Raw genomic sequence first — 17196 nt, forward strand, 5'->3', positions numbered from 1 at the left:
CCCAATTGCAGGCCTTATTTGCGGGCCTTCTCTTCGCCGCCGGTCTTGTCGTCCAGCGAATGGCGCAGGATCAGCGGCATCTGGCTGAAGGTGAACAGAAGCGTGATCGGCATGATGCCCCAGACCTTGAAGGTAACCCAGGCATCGGTCGAAAAATTCCGCCACACCACCTCGTTGACGAGGGCCAGGAACAGGAAGAACAGACCCCAGCGGAAGGTGAGTTTCCTCCAGCCCTCGGCATCAAGCCTGAAGGCGGAATCGAAGACGTAGCCAAGCAGCGATCTGCCGAAGAACAACCCTCCGAGCAGCACGCCGCCGAACAGCGTGTTGACGATGGTCGGCTTCATCTTGATGAAGATGTCGTCCTGCAGGTAGAGCGTCAACGCGCCGAAGATGAAAACGACGACGCCCGACACCATCGGCATGATCGGCAGGGTGCGGGTGAGTAGCCACGACGCGACCAGCGCGATCGCGGTGGCGGCCATGAACAGGCCGGTGGCGACGAAGATCGGGCCGCCGAATTCAGCCAGCGCCGGGAATTTCTGCGTCAGCCATTCGCCTCGCGCATTGGCGAAAAAGAACACCAGCAGCGGCCCTAGCTCGAGAACGAGCTTGAGCAGCGGGTTGACGCCTTCCTTCTTCTCTTTCTGCGGGTCGGACGGATCGCGTTCGAGAATGGGTGGGTTCATATCTTCCTTCTTACGCACGATCCGGTTGAAGCAATCTTCCCCGGGATCATGCCGTTACGCAACGCCAGCGATCGCCCTGGCGAATTCGCTTGCCGAGAACGGTTCGAGGTCGTCGACCTGTTCGCCGACGCCGATGAAATAGACCGGCAATCTGTGTTTTGCCGCGATCGCCACCAGAATACCGCCACGCGCCGTGCCGTCCAGCTTGGTCATCACCAGGCCGTTGACCCCGGCGACATTGCGGAAGATCTCGACCTGGTTGAGCGCGTTCTGGCCGGTGGTGGCGTCGACCGTCTGCAGCACGGTGTGCGGCGCTTCCGGATCAAGCTTGCCCAGCACGCGCACGATCTTCTCGAGTTCCGCCATCAGCTCGGCCTTGTTCTGCAGGCGGCCGGCGGTATCGATGATCAGCACGTCGGAGCCTGCTTCCTTCGCCTTCTCGAAGGCATCGTAGGCGAGGCCGGCGGCATCGGCGCCGAGCTTGGAGGCGATGACCGGCGATTTCGTCCGCTCGCCCCAGATCTTGAGCTGCTCGATGGCGGCGGCTCGGAAGGTGTCGCCGGCGGCCAGCATCACCGACAGGCCGCCATCGGTCAGTTTGGCCGCCAGCTTGCCGATGGTCGTGGTCTTGCCGGTGCCGTTGACGCCGACCACCAGGATGACATGCGGTTTGTGGCTGAGGTCGAGTTCCAGCGGCAGGGCGACGGGGGTCAGCACCTTCTCGACCTCCTGCGCCATCACGGTGCGGACCTCGGCGTCGGAGACATCCTTGCCGTAGCGGCTGGCGGCCAGCGAATCGGTGACGCGCAAGGCGGTCTCCAGCCCGAGATCGGCGCGGATCAGCACGTCTTCCAGGTCCTGCAGCGTGTCGTCGTCGAGCTTGCGCTTGGTGAAGACGCCGGCAATGTTGCCCGACAATTCGCGCGAGGAACGGGCAAGCCCGTCCCGCATGCGCTGGAACCAGGAGCGCCGCGGCGCCGGCTCCGGCGCCTTCTGCGGCTCGGCCTTCTGCTCCACCTTTCTGGCGACCGTTACCTTTCCGGGGGCGGGCGCAGGCTTCGGCGGGACGGGAACTGCCTCAGGTTCCGGCGCGATTTCGGCGCGCACAGGCTGCGGCTCGATCGGCGCAGGCTGGCGAATTGGCGGCGAGATTTCGGCGGCAGTTTCGGCACTGGGTGCCAGGTTCTCGACAGGCTGGCGCCCCTCCCCCTTACCCTCTCCCCATGAAGGACGGAGAGAGGGAGGCGTTGGCGATGGAACTTCTTCCTTCTCCCCGTCACTATACGGGGAGAAGGCGCCGGCAGGCGGATGAGGGGGGGCGCCGGCCTGTGACGGCTGCGCCGAAGACGGTGTCGTAGGAATCTCGATTGGCGCCGGCGTCTCGACCGGAACTTCGGCGGGCGTCGGTACTTCGGCGGGTGCCGGTTCCGGCAGCTGCTCCGGGCGCGACGGGACAATTTCCGGCTCGGCGGGCGCTGGCGGCGGTACCTCCTGCGGCCGCGGTTCGGGCGCAGGCTCCGGAATGGCCGGAGGTGTCGGAACTTCCTCAGGTGCCGGCGGCTCCGGGCGCTCGGGCGTCGGTGCCGGTTCCTCCTCCGGCCGCGGCTCCGGCAGCGGTTCCGGCTCGGGCGGAACAGTCGGCTCCGGCACCGGCGGAATGGCCGGGGCAGGCTCGGGTGTCGGCTCCTCGGGCGGCGCGGGCTCGACGGGAGGCTGAGCCTGGGTCTCCTCCCGCTTCAGGAATTCCGGAACGGCCTGCTCGGCCGCCGGCTTCAGCGTGTCGAGCTGATCCCATTTGATCGGCGGCAGCGGGGCGGTCTCGTCGACGCGCTCCTCGACGACCTCCTTCTTGCCGAACGAAAATATCTTCTTGAAGAACCCGGCCATCTCTTGCGTTTCTCAGGCGGCGCGGGCGGCAAGCGGGGCCGCGATCAGCCGGGCGCCGTCATGACCGGTGACTGTTGCTTCGACGATCTCGCCCGGCGCGCCGGTGGCGAGCGCGGCGAGCGTAAACCCTTCGGTGCGGCCGAGCCCGTCGCGCTCGATCAGGATCGACTGGCGCGTTCCGGAGAGCGACGACAGATGGCGGCGATATGCGGTCTCGCCGGCGGCGCGCAGGCGGGCTGCCCGCTGCTTGACCACTTCGCGGCGGACCTGCGGCATGCGCGCGGCGGGCGTGCCTTCGCGCGGCGAAAACGGAAAGACGTGCAGGTGGGTCAGCCCGCATTCCTCGACGATCTTTGCCGAATTTTCGAACATCGCCTCCGTCTCGGTCGGGAAGCCGGCGATGATGTCGGCGCCGAAGACGACGTCAGGGCGCAGCTTGCGCACGTCTTCGCAGAAGCGGATCGACTGATCGCGCAGATGCCGACGCTTCATGCGCTTCAAAATCATGTCATCGCCGGATTGCAGCGACAGATGCAGATGCGGCATCAGCCGCGGCTCGGTGGCGATGGCGTCGAGCAAATCGTCGTCGGCCTCGATGGAATCGATGGAGGAGAGGCGCAGGCGCTTCACGTCCGGCACCTGGCGCAGGATGGTCTTCACCAGCCTGCCGAGTTTCGGTGCGCCCGGCAGGTCGGCGCCGAAACTCGTCATGTCGACGCCGGTCAGCACGATCTCGGCATAGCCGTTGCCGGTGAGCCGCTTGACCTGCTCGACCACGGCGCCCATCGGCACCGAGCGTGAATTGCCGCGGCCATAGGGGATGATGCAGAAGGTGCAGCGGTGGTCGCAGCCATTCTGCACCTGCACGAAGGCGCGTGCCCTGCCCTCGATGGCATCGACCATATGGCCGGCGGTCTCGCGTACGGAGAAGATGTCGTTGACGCGCGCCTTCTCGCTGTCGTTGACGCCGAAATCCGGCAGCGCGCGATAGGAATTGGCCTTCAGCTTCTCCTCATTGCCAAGGACGAGATCGACCTCGTCCATGGCCGCGAAATTCTGCGGCTCGGTCTGCGCCGCGCAGCCGGTGACGATGATGCGAGCTTCGGGGTTGTCGCGGCGCGCCTTGCGGATCGCCTGTTTGGCCTGGCGGACCGCTTCGCCGGTGACGGCGCAGGTGTTGAAGATGACGGCGCCGCCAGCCAGCCCACCGAGGCCCGCAGTTTCGGCCTCGCGCCGCATCACCTCGGATTCATAAGTGTTCAGCCGGCAGCCGAAGGTCACCAGTTCGATGCGATTGGGGCCCTTCCCCACATCGCCATCCTTGAAAGGAGCGGGCATCAGGCCGCGCTTTCGGTGTCGCGCGCCCAGGCGCCGCTCGAGGGATCGAAGCTGCCGGAAAACTCCCATTCGGCCGCACCGGTCAGGATGACATGGTCGTTTTCAAGCCATTCGACGTGCAGCGAGCCGCCGCCGGGGGTCAGTAGATTGACGCTGCGCCCGGTGCGCCGGGTGCGGGCCGCAGCCACGACGGCGGCGCAGGATGCCGTGCCGCAAGCCTTGGTCAGGCCGGCGCCGCGTTCCCAGGTGCGGATGATCATGCTGTCGGGCGAGGTCACCTGCGCGATGGTGATGTTGGCGCGCTCGGGGAAGATCGGATGGTTTTCGAGCAGCGGTCCGAAGCGGTCGAGTTCGTAGGACCAGACGTCGCGGTCGACCCAGAAGATGGCATGCGGATTGCCCATGGAGACGACCGAGGGCGAATGCAGCACCGGGGCGTCGATCGGGCCGACCTGCAATTCGATCATGCGGGTATCGCGAAACTCCTCAGCGAGCGGAATGTCCCGCCAGCCGAAGCGCGGCGTGCCCATGTCGACCGAGATCGAGCCGTCGGCATGTTCCTGCGCGTTGAGGATTCCGGCGACGGTCTCGAAGGTGAATGTCTTTTGTCCGGTCTCGGCCGCCAGCGCCTGGACGACGCAGCGCATGCCGTTGCCGCAGGCCTGCGCGCCCGAGCCGTCCGAATTCAATATGTCGATGAAATAGGCCGTACCCGGCGTCCGCGCCTCATGGATCGCCATGATCTGGTCGAACCGCGTCGAGGCATCGGCGTTGAGCGCGATCGCCGCTGTCGGCGTCACCCGGTCGGCACGGCCGCGCATGTCGGCAACGATGATCTCGTTGCCGATGCCGTTCATCTTGGCGAAAGGGGCGGTGCCTGCCATTTCTTCCGGTCATTCCGTACTGTTTGCCGCTATATGGCGGAAAAGGGCGGGAATTACCAGTGCATCGCGCCTTCAGGTGACGGCGAAGACGCCGAGCACGATCAGCAGGAATATGATCAGCACGATACCGATCAGGATGCGCGCGCCGGTGGCCGCCGCACCCGCTAATGCAGGCATGCCGAGCAGGCTCGCAGCGGCGGCGATAATCAGGAGAATGATGATCCATCTGAGCATGGAAATGCCTCGCAAAGCGATAGAAATCGAAGCCCCTTCAACAAACGCGCCGGTGGCGCTCGGGTTCCGCCGGCCGCAGCCGGCCCCGGTCAAAGCGCCGCTTCCTGCGGCACGTCCCAGACCTCACCTGGCCGCAAGGCGCGAAAACGTTCGCGCGGCAGGCCCTCGGCCTCCAGCGCCTCGTCGAGCTTGCGTGCCGGCTCGTCGATCGGTTCGTCGGTGAGCTGGAACGTGCCCCAATGGCAGCCGGCCGCATAGGCGGCGTTGCACAATGTCATGCCTTGCACCGCCTCCTCCGGGTTTTGATGCTGCGAGGCCATGAACCAGCGCGGCTCATAGGCGCCGATCGGCAGGATGGCGAAGCGGAAGCCGCCGTGCTTGTGAGCTATGAGCCGGTAGTTGATGCCATCATGGAAGCCGGTATCGCCCGCGAAATAGATCCGGCCGGCCCGCGTCTCGATGACGAAGCCGGCCCACAGCGCCATGCGCCGGTCGCGTGTGCCGCGCGCCGACCAGTGATGCGCCGGCTCGACATGGACGGCCACGCCATCGCCGATGTCGACCCTGTCGCCCCAGTCATGCGCCGAGAGCCGCATGCCGGGAACCGCCCCGCCAATCAGGACGTCATTGCCGAACGGGGTCACCACCAGCGGGTCGTGCCTGGCCTTGAGCTGCTTCAGCGTCGCGATGTCGAGATGGTCGTAGTGATTGTGACTGATCAGCACGAGATCGATCGGCGGCAGGTCGGCCAGGGCGATGCCCGGCGCGTTGACGCGTTTCGGCCCGACGAAGGAGAACGGCGAGGCCCGCAGCGACCATACCGGATCGGTGAGGATGTTCAGGCCCGCGGTCTGGACCAGCAGCGTGGAATGACCGACCATGGTCACGGTCAGGCCGGCGCCCTCGACACGTGCGGGCGGCTTTGCCTGCGGAAAGGGGCTCGGATTGGTGGCCGGCCATTTCGAGCGTTGGCCATTGAACTGCCATTTCAGCAGATCGGCGAAACGCGCCGGCGGCTGGCCGCCGGGATTGAAGAACAAGGTTCCGTCGAAATGATCGCTGGGCGGGCCGTTATAGTAGCGATTGGCGGCTTTCGGTCTCGCAGCCAATTTGCGACTCCAGTGAATTTCGGTCTGCCAGACATAGCCCTTGTGCCGGCTGGCGCAAGCGTTTGCCGGCCGAATGCCAACGGCCCGGGCGGCCGGCTTGAGTAGGATCGGATTGGGGAGGACGATGCCATGGCGATGAAGCGGACCAGGACACCATGGATGAAGGCCGGGGATTTCGGCCGCTCGCTGGCGCGCGGCATCGGCGTCAACCTGCTGGTGAGCGACATGGCGGCCATGGAAGCCTTCTGCCGCGACGTGCTCGGCGCCGATATCATCTATGCCGACGAGGATTTCGCGGCGATCGAGCTGCTGGGCTCGGTGTTCATGCTGCACGCCGACCATTCCTATCTCGACAATGCCATGACAGGGACGATCGCCGGCGCCGAGACACGCGGCGCCGGCGTCGAGCTGCGTCTTTACGGCGCCAACCCGGATGCGGTCGAGGCCGCCGCGCGCGATCATGGCCACATCGTGCTGGCCGGGGCGATCGACAAGCCGCACGGCCTGCGCGAGAGCTATGTCGTCGGACCGGACGGCTATATATTCGTGCCGAGCGCTCCGCTGGCCGGATGATTGCGACAAATTTGCAACAATTCTTGGCGCAAACCCTATTTTAACCATATCGGGTTGAAATTTCGCCACCTTCTCCATCTTGGTGGAGGGCGACATTGTGCGGACGGCAGCCCCGCCGGATCCGACGGAGGTTGGAATGACTTTTTCGAAAACCGGCCTGGTGGCCGTATCGCTGGCGGCGCTCGTTGCGAGCGGCTGCTCAACCTCACGGTTTTCCTCGATGGACGACCAGCAGCCGGCGCCGCTGCAGCCGGCGCCGTCCGGTCAGGTGACGGCCAACCAGTTGCCGCCCCCGGCCTCCCCCGGCACCACGGATCCGTCGCAATTCCCGACCGCCCCGCAGAACAGCCAGGTCGCCTCCTTGCCGCCGGACGGTTCGGCGCCGGCGGGTGCGCCGGACCTGACCGCGGCCAGTGTCGCCGGCGTATGGAATGCCAGCGTTTCCGGCCAGAGCTGCAAGGTGGCGACGCCGCAGACCAAATTCGGCGCCGGTTTCCGCGCCGGACCGCTGCATTGCCCGGCGCCGATCGACGGCATCAAGTCATGGAACGTCGCCGGCAAGCAGTTGACGCTTTACGATGAGAATGGCGGCACGCTGGCACGGCTCTATTCCTCGGGCGGCTCGAAATTCGACGGCCAGACTTCCAATGGCCTGCCGATCTCGCTTACAAGGTAGCCAAGCCCCTCGACAACGACGTGACCTATGCATCTGCGTGACGGCCTCCAGACCCATGTGACCGTCAGGCAGCGTTACGACCATCTGGTCGACACCGGTGCCATCGAGCGCGATCCGGCGCAGGAGCGGATCGTCACCGCTCTCGACCGGCTGGTATCAGAGATTTCGGTGAAGCGGCTGGCGCACAAATCGAGCGCGCTTGGCTGGCTCTTCGCCCGAAGGCGCGAGACGCACGAGGCGGTCAAGGGCCTCTACATCCATGGCGGCGTCGGCCGCGGCAAGACCATGTTGATGGACTTGTTCTTCGAGCTGCTGCCGGTGCGGCGCAAGCGCCGCGTGCATTTCAACGACTTCATGGCCGAGGTGCAGGACCGCATCCAGAAGCACCGGCAGGAGCGCAAGGACGGCACGGTGAGGGAAGACGATCCGATTCCGCCGGTGGCGCGGGCGCTTGCCGAACAGGCCTGGGTACTGTGTTTCGACGAGTTCTCGGTCACCGACATCGCCGATGCGATGATCCTGTCCCGGCTGTTTTCGGCGCTGTTCGCCAGCGGCGTGGTGCTGGTGGCGACGTCGAACGTAGCGCCGGAGAACCTCTATCGCGACGGGCTGAACCGTCAGCTTTTCCTGCCCTTCATCGGCATATTGGAACGGCATGCGCAGGTGCTCTCGCTCGATGCCGACAAGGACTATCGGCTGGAGAAGCTTGCCCGTACGCCAGTCTATGTGACGCCCGCCGATGCGGCGGCCGATGAGGCGCTGGACGCGGCTTGGCAAACGATGACGCGCGGCGCGCCGACGGCCGAGGCGTCGCTTGCCGTCAAGGGCCGGCAGCTGGCCGTTCCGCGCGCCGCCGGCGACGCGGCGCGTTTTTCCTTCGCCGATCTGTGCGAGAAACCGCTCGGCGCGCGCGACTATCTGGCCCTTGCCGACCGCTTCTCGACCATCTTTATCGACCACATTCCGGTGCTGGGTGAAGGCCGGCGCAACGAGGCCAAGCGCTTCATCCTGCTGGTCGACACGCTCTACGACCATCACATCAGGCTGGTGGTAAGCGCGGAAGCGCCGCCGCAGCAACTCTATGTGGCCAAGCGCGGCGTCGAGGTGTTCGAGTTCGAGCGCACGGCGTCGCGGCTGATCGAGATGCAGAGCCGCGACTGGCTGGAGGATTGGGCGGAGCGGCGGAAGGCGAAGGCGACGCCGACCGAAGCGCAGGCGCAAGCCTAGAACCAGCCGACGGGGGCCTTCAAAGGCTGATCCGTACGGCTCCTGCTATGAGAGCCCTACAAGTCGTATACATACATCACAAAATCTTCCGCTGGACCGTGCGTCTCCTTGCGCGACTCGTAAAGCGCGGGCGGCACGGTTGTCCGGCTCGGTGCCGACCCAGGCTTCTTCGCAGCCATTCTCCCTGCCGATCGCAAACATCGCGTCGAGCATCTTTCGCGCGATGCCCTGGCGCTGGAAGGCCGGCGATACGCCGACCTCGTCGATGTAGAGCTCCGTCGCCTTGTCGGGATGACGGTGGATGATGGCGGCGCATTGACCGACGGTCACGCCGTCGGCGAGCGCACGACCATGAAGTGGCCGGGTTCCCTGAGATAGACTGCCAATCGATCTGGCCTGACCGGTTCGTCGAACACATCCTCGGCTCCCCGCATCACAAGGGCGTCATCGCCGGCATCAAGTCTTACGACCTCCATCTTCATCGTGTAGATTTTCCCAGTCGAGTTTCAAACTTTTACGTTTACGTAATTCCCAGTCACTCTAACCGATTGAAAACGCTCGCTCCAAAATAATCGTTTGAATTTACGCGGCGCCGGGGCTATTGGGTGCGGCGAAATCTCGCGGGATCCCCGCAGCATTCCGGTCTCTTCCTCGACGCCGTCATCAGATCGTCAGCGATTTGAGCGACGTCACGAACAAAGGGAAACTATCCTGACATGGCACGCAACAAGATAGCGCTTATCGGCTCTGGCATGATCGGCGGCACGCTCGCTCACATGATCGGCCTCAAGGACCTCGGCGACGTGGTTCTGTTCGATATTGCCGAAGGCATCCCGCAGGGCAAGGGGCTCGATATCGCGCAATCGTCGCCGGTCGACGGGTTCGATTCCAGGCTGACCGGCGTCAACGACTATGCCGGGATCGAAGGGGCGGACGTCTGCATCGTCACCGCCGGCGTGCCGCGCAAGCCGGGCATGAGCCGCGACGATCTGCTCGGCATCAACCTCAAGGTCATGGAACAGGTCGGCGCCGGCCTGAAGAAGTACGCGCCGAAGGCCTTCGTCATCTGCATCACCAATCCGCTGGATGCGATGGTCTGGGCGCTGCAGAAGTTTTCCGGCCTGCCCAACACCCATGTCGTGGGCATGGCCGGCGTGCTCGACAGCGCTCGCTTCCGCTATTTCCTGGCCGAGGAGTTCAAGGTCTCGGTCGAGGACGTCACCGCCTTCGTGCTCGGCGGCCATGGCGATTCCATGGTGCCGATGATCCGCTATTCGACGGTTGCAGGCATTCCTCTGCCCGATCTCGTCAAGATGGGCTGGACCTCGAAAGAGAAGCTCGACCAGATCGTGCAGCGCACCCGCGATGGCGGCGCCGAAATCGTCGGCCTGTTGAAGACCGGCTCGGCCTATTATGCGCCGGCCGCATCGGCGATCTCGATGGCCGAAGCCTATCTCAAGGACAAGAAGCGTGTGCTGCCTTGCGCGGCTCATCTTTCCGGCCAGTATGGCGTGAAGAACACCTATGTCGGCGTTCCCGTGGTGATCGGCGCCGGTGGCGTCGAGCGCGTGATCGAGATCGAGCTTTCCAAGCCAGAGCAGAAGATGTTCGATAGCTCGGTGGCGGCGGTGCAGGGCCTGACCGAGGCCTGCGTCAAGATCGCGCCGCAACTCGCCTCGAAGTGAACCCCAGCAGCTGATCCGGAGACGATCCAGATGAACATCCATGAATATCAGGGCAAGGCGCTGCTGAAGGGCTTTGGCGCGCCGGTGGCCCAAGGCGTGCCGGTGTTCAAGGCGGATGAGGCGGAAGCCGCCGCCAAGGCGCTGCCCGGCCCGCTCTATGTGGTGAAGAGCCAGATCCATGCCGGCGGCCGCGGCAAGGGCAAGTTCAAGGAGCTCGGGCCTGACGCCAAGGGCGGCGTGCGACTGGCCAAGTCGGTCGCCGACGTCGTCGCCAACGCCAACGAGATGCTCGGCCACACGCTGGTGACCAAGCAAACCGGCCCGGCCGGCAAGCAGGTCAACCGGCTCTATATCGAGGATGGCGCCGACATCGAGCGCGAGCTCTATCTGTCTGTTCTGGTCGACCGTTCGGTCGGCCGCATCGCCTTCGTCGTCTCGACCGAAGGCGGCATGGACATCGAGGCGGTCGCCCACGACACGCCGGAAAAGATTATCACCGTCGCCGTCGATCCGGAAAAGGGCGTTACCGCGGATGACGTGAAGAAACTCAATGGCGCGCTGAAGCTCGACGGCGATGCTGCCAGGGACGGCGGCACGCTGTTCCCGATCCTCTACAAGGCCTTCGTCGAGAAGGACATGAGCCTGCTCGAGGTCAATCCCCTGATCGTCATGAAGAACGGCCGGCTGCGCGTCCTCGACGCCAAGGTGTCGTTCGACAACAACGCGCTGTTTCGCCATCCGGATGTGCTCGAGCTGCGCGACACCACCGAAGAGGACGAGAAGGAGATCGAGGCGTCGAAATACGACCTCGCCTATGTCGCGCTCGACGGCAATATCGGCTGCATGGTCAATGGCGCCGGCCTCGCCATGGCGACGATGGACATCATCAAACTCTACGGCGCCGAGCCGGCCAACTTTCTCGATGTCGGCGGCGGCGCGTCGAAAGAAAAGGTGACGGCGGCCTTCAAGATCATCACCAGGGATCCGGCGGTCAAGGGCATCCTGATCAACATCTTCGGCGGCATCATGAAATGCGACATCATCGCCGAGGGCGTCATCGCCGCGGTCAAGGAAGTCGGCCTGAAAGTGCCGCTGGTCGTGCGCCTGGAAGGCACCAATGCCGAACTCGGCAAGAAGATCATCAACGACAGCGGCCTCAACGTCGTGTCAGCCGACGATCTTGACGACGCGGCCAAGAAGATCGTGGCGGCGGTGAAGGGCTGATCAAGTGCCTCCACGCAAGATAAACCTCGTCGAGGCTGCGGATGCGAAGATCGCGGATGTCTTCGATCCGCATATCGCCGGCGATGTCAATGACAGCCAGGCGAAGGTCGCCAAGTTCGGCGCGGTTTTCGACTGGCACGCCCATGACAACGAAGACGAAGCCTTCCTCGTGCTGCGCGGCCGCATCGCCATCGATTTCCGCGACGGTCCGGTCGAGCTCGGCGAAGGCGACTTCATCGTCGTGCCGCGCGGCGTCGAGCACCGGCCGCGTTCGCTGACACCGGAACCGGTGGTGCTGATGTTCGAGCCGGCGACGACGCTCAACACCGGCAACGCCAAGAGCGATCTCACCGTCACCGACCTGAAGCGGCTCTGAACCATGAACGCGGCCTCCTTCTCCTCGCTCTCGCCCGATCACCAGCGCCTGCAGGCGCTGGTCGGCGCGTGGCGTGGCGAGGAAGAGGTCGCGGACACACAATGGGCCGATGGGGGCTCAGCGACTTCGGAAGTACTGGCAGAGGCACAGTTCGGCGGCCTGTTCGTAGTGCAACGCTATCGCCAGCGCCGCGACGGGACGATTTCGTTCGGCGCGCACAGCGTGTTCGGCTTCGACCGGCAAAACAGCCTTGTCACCATGCATCAGTTCGATTCGATGGGCTTTGTGCCGGCCTCGCCGGCCTCCGGCACGTGGGAGGGCAACACACTGACGCTGTTGCGCTCGTCGCCGCGCGGGGCCGCACGCGTGACCTACGCTTTCGACGGCAGCGACAGCTATCGCATGCGACTGCAATTCCAGCCCGTCGGCAGCGACGGCTGGCAAGACATGATGAGCGGCCTTTACCGGCGCGTCCCGCCTTCCGTTTTGGGGGATGGCTGAGCGATGGAAATCCTGGGCAAAGCGGTTGAAGAAAGACACATAATCACACATATATTGGCTGTGTGTTTATGTGGAGACGAGCGATGAAGAACGTCACCCTGGCCATGGACGAGGCACTGCTTGAGAAAGCGCGAGGCCTTGCCGGACGTCGCAAGACGACGCTCAACGCCCTCATTCGTTCACTGCTTGCGCATGAAGTCGAGCAGGAAGATCGGATTGCCTGGGCCAAGGCGGGAATGAAGCGGCTTATGGACGAGGCTGCGAAACGGAGCGACAGCGCCGACACCCCCTACAAGTGGGATCGAAGGGACGCCTATGCCGACCGGGAAGATCGACTGCTTTCTCGACACGAACGTCCTGATCTACGCGGCTTCGGAGAAGAATCGTGACCCACGTCGCGCGCCAATCGCAGAAGACCTGGTATCGAGCACTGTCTTTGGCGTGTCGGGGCAAACCTTGGCCGAATTCACAGCGGTGGCGCGAGGAAAATCCCTTCTGGGGGATGATCTGCTCGACCAATGGCTGGTCCTCCTCGGCACTTGTCCGCTGGTGCCTGTCGACGAAAGCTATGTTCGCGCAGGACTGGACCTCGCACGCCGCTACGGAATTCACTACTACGACGCCGCGCTTCTTGCCGCAGCCGGATATCTCGGCGCGCCGATTTTCTACACCGAAGATCTCAACCACAACCAGGTTTATGGCTCGGTGCGAGCCGTCAATCCTTTCTTGTAATCGCTGAATTCAGAGGCGTTCTCACCATGTCCATTCTCGTCGACAAGAACACCAAGGTGCTCGTGCAGGGCCTGACCGGCAAGACCGGCACCTTCCACACCGAACAGGCGCTGGCCTATCACGGGACCAAGATGGTCGGCGGCATCCATCCCAAGAAGGGCGGCGAGACCTGGACCGGCGCCAAGGGCGAGAACCTGCCGATCTTCGCCACCGTCGCCGAGGGCAAGGCCAAGACCGGCGCCAACGCTTCCGTCGTCTATGTGCCGCCGGCGGGTGCTGCCGAAGCCATCATCGAGGCCATCGAGGCCGAAATCCCGCTCATCGTCTGCATCACCGAAGGCATTCCCGTCATGGACATGATCAAGGTCAAGGCGCGGCTCGACCGTTCGACGTCGCGGCTGATCGGCCCGAACTGTCCCGGCGTGCTCACCCCCGACGAATGCAAGATCGGCATCATGCCCGGGAACATCTTCCGCAAGGGTTCGGTCGGTGTTGTTTCGCGCTCGGGAACGCTTACCTATGAAGCCGTGTTCCAGACCACCAATGTCGGCCTCGGCCAGACCACCGCTGTCGGCATCGGTGGCGATCCCGTCAAAGGCACCGAATTCATCGACGTGCTCGAAATGTTCCTCGCCGACGACGAGACCAAGTCGATCATCATGATCGGCGAGATCGGCGGCTCGGCCGAGGAAGACGCCGCGCAGTTTCTCAAGGACGAGGCCAAACGCGGCCGCCGCAAGCCGATGGCGGGCTTCATCGCCGGACGCACGGCGCCGGCCGGCCGCACCATGGGCCATGCGGGCGCGGTTATCTCGGGCGGCAAGGGCGGCGCCGAAGACAAGATCGCGGCAATGGAATCGGCCGGGATAAAAGTTTCGCCATCGCCGGCCCGGCTGGGCACGACGCTGGTCGAGGCAATTAAGGGCTAGTGAGTAGTCAATAGTGAGTAGTGAAAAGGGAAGAACGGGTGAGTAGCAGCTGAACGGGAAAGTCTTCATTTTTCCTACTCCTTACTGACTACTCACTATTCCCCTCGAAAGGAGACGGAGCCAGGCTCCGCAGACAAAATGGCACGACAAGATCAGGCCAACGACCAATTTTCGCTCACCTCTTTCCTCTATGGCGGCAATGCCGATTATATCGACGCGCTCTATGCGGCGTATGAGGACGATCCAGCCTCGGTCAATCCCGAATGGCAGGAGTTCTTCGCCGGCCTGAAGGACGATGCCGGGGATGTCCGCAAGAACGCCAAGGGCGCCTCGTGGGCCAAGCCCTCCTGGCCGCTGCAGGCCAATGGCGAGCTGGTGTCGGCGCTCGACGGCAATTGGGGCCTGGTCGAGAAGCACATCGAAAAGAAGGTCAAGGAGAAGGCAGCCGTCAACGGCGCCGTCCCCTCCGACGCCGACGTGCACCAGGCGACGCGCGATTCCGTGCGCGCCATCATGATGATCCGCGCCTATCGCATGCGCGGCCATCTGCACGCCAATCTCGACCCGCTCGGCATCGCCACGCTCGAGGATTACAACGAGCTGTCGCCAGAGAATTACGGCTTCACCGAAGCCGACTACGACCGGCCGATCTTCCTCGACAATGTGCTCGGGCTCGAATTCGGCACCATCCGCCAGATGCTCGACATCCTGACCCGCACCTATTGCTCGACGCTGGGCGTCGAGTTCATGCATATCTCCGATCCGGAAGAGAAAGCGTGGATCCAGGCGCGCATCGAGGGCGCCGACAAGGAGATCTCCTTCACCGCGACCGGCAAGAAGGCGATCCTGCAGAAACTGATCGAGGCCGAGGGCTTCGAGCAGTTCGCCGACGTCAAGTTCAAAGGCACCAAGCGCTTCGGCCTCGACGGCGGCGAAGCGCTGATCCCGGCGCTGGAGCAGATCGTCAAGCGCGGCGGTCAGCTCGGGCTGAAGGAGATCGTGCTCGGCATGGCGCATCGCGGCCGCCTCAACGTACTCTCCCAGGTGATGGCCAAGCCGCACCGCGCCATCTTTCACGAATTCAAGGGCGGCTCGGCCGCACCCGACGACGTCGAGGGCTCCGGCGATGTCAAATACCATCTTGGCGCCTCCTCGGACCGCGAGTTCGACGGCAACAAGGTGCACCTGTCGCTGACCGCCAATCCCTCGCATCTGGAAATCGTCGACCCTGTGGTGATGGGCAAGGCGCGCGCCAAGCAGGATTATCTGTTCGGCCGCGGTCGCGAGGAGATCGTGCCGCTGGAAGAGCGGGCCAAGGTGCTGCCGCTTTTGCTGCATGGCGACGCAGCCTTTGCCGGCCAGGGTGTCATTGCCGAAATCCTCGGCCTATCGGGCCTGCGCGGCCACCGCGTTGCCGGCACATTGCATTTCATCATCAACAACCAGATCGGCTTCACCACCAATCCGCGCTTCTCGCGCTCGTCGCCCTACCCGTCCGACGTCGCCAAGATGATCGAGGCGCCGATCTTCCACGTCAATGGCGACGATCCGGAAGCCGTGGTGCACGCCACCAAGGTGGCGATCGAATTCCGCATGAAATTCCACAAGCCTGTCGTGGTCGACATGTTCTGCTACCGCCGCTTCGGCCACAATGAGGGCGACGAGCCGGCCTTCACGCAGCCGATCATGTACCGCAACATCCGCAACCATAAGACAACGGTGCAGATCTATGCCGACCGGCTGATCGCCGAAGGCCACTTGACGCAGGCCGAGTTCGACAAGCTCAAGGCCGACTGGCGGGAGCATCTGGAATCCGAGTGGGAAGTCGGCCAGCGTTACAAGCCCAACAAGGCCGATTGGCTGGATGGCGCCTGGTCGGGCCTGCGTACGGCCGACAACCAGGATGAACAGCGGCGCGGCAAGACCGCGGTGCCGGCCAAGACACTGAAGGAGATCGGCAAGAAGCTGACCGAGGTGCCGAAGAATTTCGAGGCGCACAAGACGATCATCCGCTTCCTCGAAAACCGCCGCCAGGCCATCGAATCCGGCGAAGGCATCGACTGGTCGACGGCCGAGGCGCTGGCTTTTGGCGCCATCCTGCTCGACGGCAACCCGATCCGCCTCTCCGGGCAGGATTCGGAGCGGGGTACCTTCTCGCAGCGCCATTCCGTGCTCTACGACCAGCGCGACGAGACCCGCTACATCCCGCTCAACAATCTGTCGGCGGCGCAGGCCGGCTATGAGGTCATCAACTCAATGCTGTCCGAAGAAGCCGTGCTCGGCTTCGAATATGGCTACAGCCTGGCCGAGCCTAAGGCGCTGACGTTGTGGGAAGCTCAGTTCGGCGACTTCGCCAACGGCGCCCAGGTGGTGTTCGACCAGTTCATATCCAGCGGAGAGCGCAAGTGGCTCCGGATGTCGGGCCTCGTCTGCCTGCTGCCGCATGGTTATGAAGGCCAGGGACCGGAACATTCGTCTGCCCGGCTCGAGCGTTTCCTGCAGCTCTGCGCCGAGGACAACATGCAAGTGGCCAACTGCACGACGCCGGCCAACTACTTCCATATATTGCGCCGGCAGTTGAAGCGCGACTTCCGCAAGCCGCTGATCCTGATGACGCCGAAGTCGCTGCTGCGCCACAAGCGGGCGGTGTCGACGCTGCCGGAAATGTCGGGCGAAAGCTCGTTCCACCGGCTGCTGTGGGACGATGCCCAGCTCTTGCCCAACCAGGCCATCAAGCTGACCAAGGATTCCAAGATCCGGCGTGTCGTGCTGTGCTCGGGCAAGGTCTATTACGACCTCTACGAGGAGCGTGAGAAGCGTGGCATCAACGACATCTATCTGCTGCGCGTCGAACAGCTCTACCCGTTCCCGGCCAAGGCGTTGATCACCGAATTGTCGCGCTTCCGCAATGCCGAAATGGTGTGGTGCCAGGAGGAACCCAAGAACATGGGCGCCTGGTCGTTCATCGACCCGTATCTGGAATGGGTGCTGGCGCATATCGACGCCAAGCACCAGCGGGTGCGCTACACCGGCCGGCCGGCATCCGCCTCGCCGGCGACCGGGCTTATGTCCAAGCATCTCGCCCAGCTCGCCGCCTTGCTCGAAGACGCGCTCGGCGAGTAGGCAGAGTTG

19 protein-coding genes are annotated in these 17196 nt (G+C 64.0%); 11 read left to right on the forward strand and 8 right to left on the reverse strand.

Annotated elements, in window-relative coordinates; genetic code table 11:
* Positions 1-14: 14 nt before the first annotated feature.
* The 6 genes from FJ490_RS08265 to FJ490_RS08290 form a co-directional block, all read right to left on the reverse strand.
* A complete protein-coding gene (locus FJ490_RS08265; RefSeq protein ID WP_140524974.1) occupies positions 15-689 on the reverse strand; it encodes a septation protein A in 675 nt (224 codons plus the stop codon).
* A 54-nt stretch (positions 690-743) separates the two neighbouring features.
* Positions 744-2576, reverse strand: a complete 1833-nt coding sequence (gene ftsY, locus FJ490_RS08270) for a signal recognition particle-docking protein FtsY (RefSeq protein ID WP_140729434.1) — start codon at positions 2574-2576, stop codon at positions 744-746.
* Positions 2577-2588: 12 nt separating this feature from the next.
* On the reverse strand, positions 2589-3914 hold the full coding sequence (gene mtaB, locus FJ490_RS08275; protein WP_140559282.1) for a tRNA (N(6)-L-threonylcarbamoyladenosine(37)-C(2))-methylthiotransferase MtaB: 1326 nt from the start codon (positions 3912-3914) through the stop codon (positions 2589-2591).
* The gene (dapF, locus tag FJ490_RS08280; RefSeq protein WP_140518073.1) at positions 3914-4798 is read right to left on the reverse strand and encodes a diaminopimelate epimerase; all 885 of its coding nucleotides are present in this window, start codon (positions 4796-4798) and stop codon (positions 3914-3916) included. The genes mtaB and dapF overlap by 1 nt, the downstream gene beginning before the upstream one ends.
* 72 nt (positions 4799-4870) lie before the next feature.
* Positions 4871-5032, reverse strand: a complete 162-nt coding sequence (locus FJ490_RS08285; RefSeq protein WP_140492827.1) for a DUF1328 family protein — start codon at positions 5030-5032, stop codon at positions 4871-4873.
* An 89-nt stretch (positions 5033-5121) separates the two neighbouring features.
* The gene (locus FJ490_RS08290; RefSeq protein ID WP_140729435.1) at positions 5122-6141 is read right to left on the reverse strand and encodes an MBL fold metallo-hydrolase; all 1020 of its coding nucleotides are present in this window, start codon (positions 6139-6141) and stop codon (positions 5122-5124) included.
* Between the two features lie 129 nt (positions 6142-6270).
* Here FJ490_RS08290 and FJ490_RS08295 point away from each other — a divergent pair, with 129 nt between their 5' ends.
* The 3 genes from FJ490_RS08295 to zapE all read left to right on the forward strand — a co-directional run bounded on the left by FJ490_RS08295 (position 6271) and on the right by zapE (position 8617).
* On the forward strand, positions 6271-6714 hold the full coding sequence (locus FJ490_RS08295) for a hypothetical protein (protein WP_140518076.1): 444 nt from the start codon (positions 6271-6273) through the stop codon (positions 6712-6714).
* 136 nt (positions 6715-6850) lie between these two features.
* On the forward strand, positions 6851-7390 hold the full coding sequence (locus FJ490_RS08300; RefSeq protein ID WP_140550731.1) for a protease inhibitor Inh/omp19 family protein: 540 nt from the start codon (positions 6851-6853) through the stop codon (positions 7388-7390).
* 27 nt (positions 7391-7417) lie between these two features.
* Complete coding sequence (gene zapE / locus FJ490_RS08305; protein ID WP_140729436.1) at positions 7418-8617, forward strand: cell division protein ZapE; 1200 nt, start codon at positions 7418-7420, stop codon at positions 8615-8617.
* A gap of 45 nt (positions 8618-8662) precedes the next feature.
* Here zapE and FJ490_RS33035 read toward each other — a convergent pair whose 3' ends face one another.
* Positions 8663-8947 carry a GNAT family N-acetyltransferase gene (locus FJ490_RS33035; RefSeq protein WP_246672618.1) on the reverse strand — a complete coding sequence of 95 codons (285 nt, stop codon included), beginning with the start codon at positions 8945-8947 and terminating at the stop codon, positions 8663-8665.
* A complete protein-coding gene (locus FJ490_RS33040) occupies positions 8944-9099 on the reverse strand; it encodes a hypothetical protein (RefSeq protein ID WP_246672616.1) in 156 nt (51 codons plus the stop codon). Before FJ490_RS33040 ends, FJ490_RS33035 begins: the two co-directional genes overlap by 4 nt.
* A gap of 234 nt (positions 9100-9333) precedes the next feature.
* Here FJ490_RS33040 and mdh point away from each other — a divergent pair, with 234 nt between their 5' ends.
* The 8 genes from mdh (at position 9334) to FJ490_RS08350 (ending at position 17187) form a co-directional block, all read left to right on the forward strand.
* Complete coding sequence (mdh, locus tag FJ490_RS08315) at positions 9334-10302, forward strand: malate dehydrogenase (RefSeq protein ID WP_140492808.1); 969 nt, start codon at positions 9334-9336, stop codon at positions 10300-10302.
* 30 nt (positions 10303-10332) lie between these two features.
* Positions 10333-11526, forward strand: coding sequence for an ADP-forming succinate--CoA ligase subunit beta (gene sucC / locus FJ490_RS08320; protein WP_140729437.1), 1194 nt, complete (start codon positions 10333-10335; stop codon positions 11524-11526).
* A 4-nt stretch (positions 11527-11530) separates the two neighbouring features.
* The gene (locus FJ490_RS08325; protein WP_140492802.1) at positions 11531-11902 is read left to right on the forward strand and encodes a cupin domain-containing protein; all 372 of its coding nucleotides are present in this window, start codon (positions 11531-11533) and stop codon (positions 11900-11902) included.
* Between the two features lie 3 nt (positions 11903-11905).
* Positions 11906-12403, forward strand: coding sequence for a DUF1579 family protein (locus tag FJ490_RS08330; protein ID WP_140492799.1), 498 nt, complete (start codon positions 11906-11908; stop codon positions 12401-12403).
* Positions 12404-12486: 83 nt separating this feature from the next.
* Positions 12487-12792, forward strand: coding sequence for a hypothetical protein (locus FJ490_RS08335; RefSeq protein WP_140492797.1), 306 nt, complete (start codon positions 12487-12489; stop codon positions 12790-12792).
* Positions 12719-13135 (forward strand): PIN domain-containing protein, encoded by a 417-nt coding sequence (locus FJ490_RS08340; protein ID WP_033838548.1) that lies wholly within the window; start codon positions 12719-12721, stop codon positions 13133-13135. Before FJ490_RS08335 ends, FJ490_RS08340 begins: the two co-directional genes overlap by 74 nt.
* 26 nt (positions 13136-13161) lie before the next feature.
* Positions 13162-14064 carry a succinate--CoA ligase subunit alpha gene (sucD, locus tag FJ490_RS08345; RefSeq protein ID WP_140518080.1) on the forward strand — a complete coding sequence of 301 codons (903 nt, stop codon included), beginning with the start codon at positions 13162-13164 and terminating at the stop codon, positions 14062-14064.
* A gap of 138 nt (positions 14065-14202) precedes the next feature.
* Positions 14203-17187 (forward strand): 2-oxoglutarate dehydrogenase E1 component, encoded by a 2985-nt coding sequence (locus tag FJ490_RS08350; RefSeq protein WP_140729438.1) that lies wholly within the window; start codon positions 14203-14205, stop codon positions 17185-17187.
* Positions 17188-17196: the final 9 nt, after the last annotated feature.

The organism is Mesorhizobium sp. B2-5-11, from assembly GCF_006440835.1.
Lineage (GTDB): Bacteria > Pseudomonadota > Alphaproteobacteria > Rhizobiales > Rhizobiaceae > Mesorhizobium.

Bases quoted from the DNA above. Each gene is read 5' to 3' on its own strand.
- FJ490_RS08265 (WP_140524974.1), bottom strand. From the start codon at position 689: ATGAACCCACCCATTCTCGAACGCGATCCGTCCGACCCGCAGAAAGAG.
- ftsY (WP_140729434.1), bottom strand. From the start codon at position 2,576: ATGGCCGGGTTCTTCAAGAAGATATTTTCGTTCGGCAAGAAGGAGGTC.
- mtaB (WP_140559282.1), bottom strand. From the start codon at position 3,914: ATGCCCGCTCCTTTCAAGGATGGCGATGTGGGGAAGGGCCCCAATCGC.
- dapF (WP_140518073.1), bottom strand. From the start codon at position 4,798: ATGGCAGGCACCGCCCCTTTCGCCAAGATGAACGGCATCGGCAACGAG.
- FJ490_RS08285 (WP_140492827.1), bottom strand. From the start codon at position 5,032: ATGCTCAGATGGATCATCATTCTCCTGATTATCGCCGCCGCTGCGAGC.
- FJ490_RS08295 (WP_140518076.1), top strand. From the start codon at position 6,271: ATGGCGATGAAGCGGACCAGGACACCATGGATGAAGGCCGGGGATTTC.
- FJ490_RS08300 (WP_140550731.1), top strand. From the start codon at position 6,851: ATGACTTTTTCGAAAACCGGCCTGGTGGCCGTATCGCTGGCGGCGCTC.
- zapE (WP_140729436.1), top strand. From the start codon at position 7,418: ATGCATCTGCGTGACGGCCTCCAGACCCATGTGACCGTCAGGCAGCGT.
- FJ490_RS33040 (WP_246672616.1), bottom strand. From the start codon at position 9,099: ATGAAGATGGAGGTCGTAAGACTTGATGCCGGCGATGACGCCCTTGTG.
- mdh (WP_140492808.1), top strand. From the start codon at position 9,334: ATGGCACGCAACAAGATAGCGCTTATCGGCTCTGGCATGATCGGCGGC.
- sucC (WP_140729437.1), top strand. From the start codon at position 10,333: ATGAACATCCATGAATATCAGGGCAAGGCGCTGCTGAAGGGCTTTGGC.
- FJ490_RS08330 (WP_140492799.1), top strand. From the start codon at position 11,906: ATGAACGCGGCCTCCTTCTCCTCGCTCTCGCCCGATCACCAGCGCCTG.
- FJ490_RS08335 (WP_140492797.1), top strand. From the start codon at position 12,487: ATGAAGAACGTCACCCTGGCCATGGACGAGGCACTGCTTGAGAAAGCG.
- FJ490_RS08340 (WP_033838548.1), top strand. From the start codon at position 12,719: ATGCCGACCGGGAAGATCGACTGCTTTCTCGACACGAACGTCCTGATC.
- sucD (WP_140518080.1), top strand. From the start codon at position 13,162: ATGTCCATTCTCGTCGACAAGAACACCAAGGTGCTCGTGCAGGGCCTG.
- FJ490_RS08350 (WP_140729438.1), top strand. From the start codon at position 14,203: ATGGCACGACAAGATCAGGCCAACGACCAATTTTCGCTCACCTCTTTC.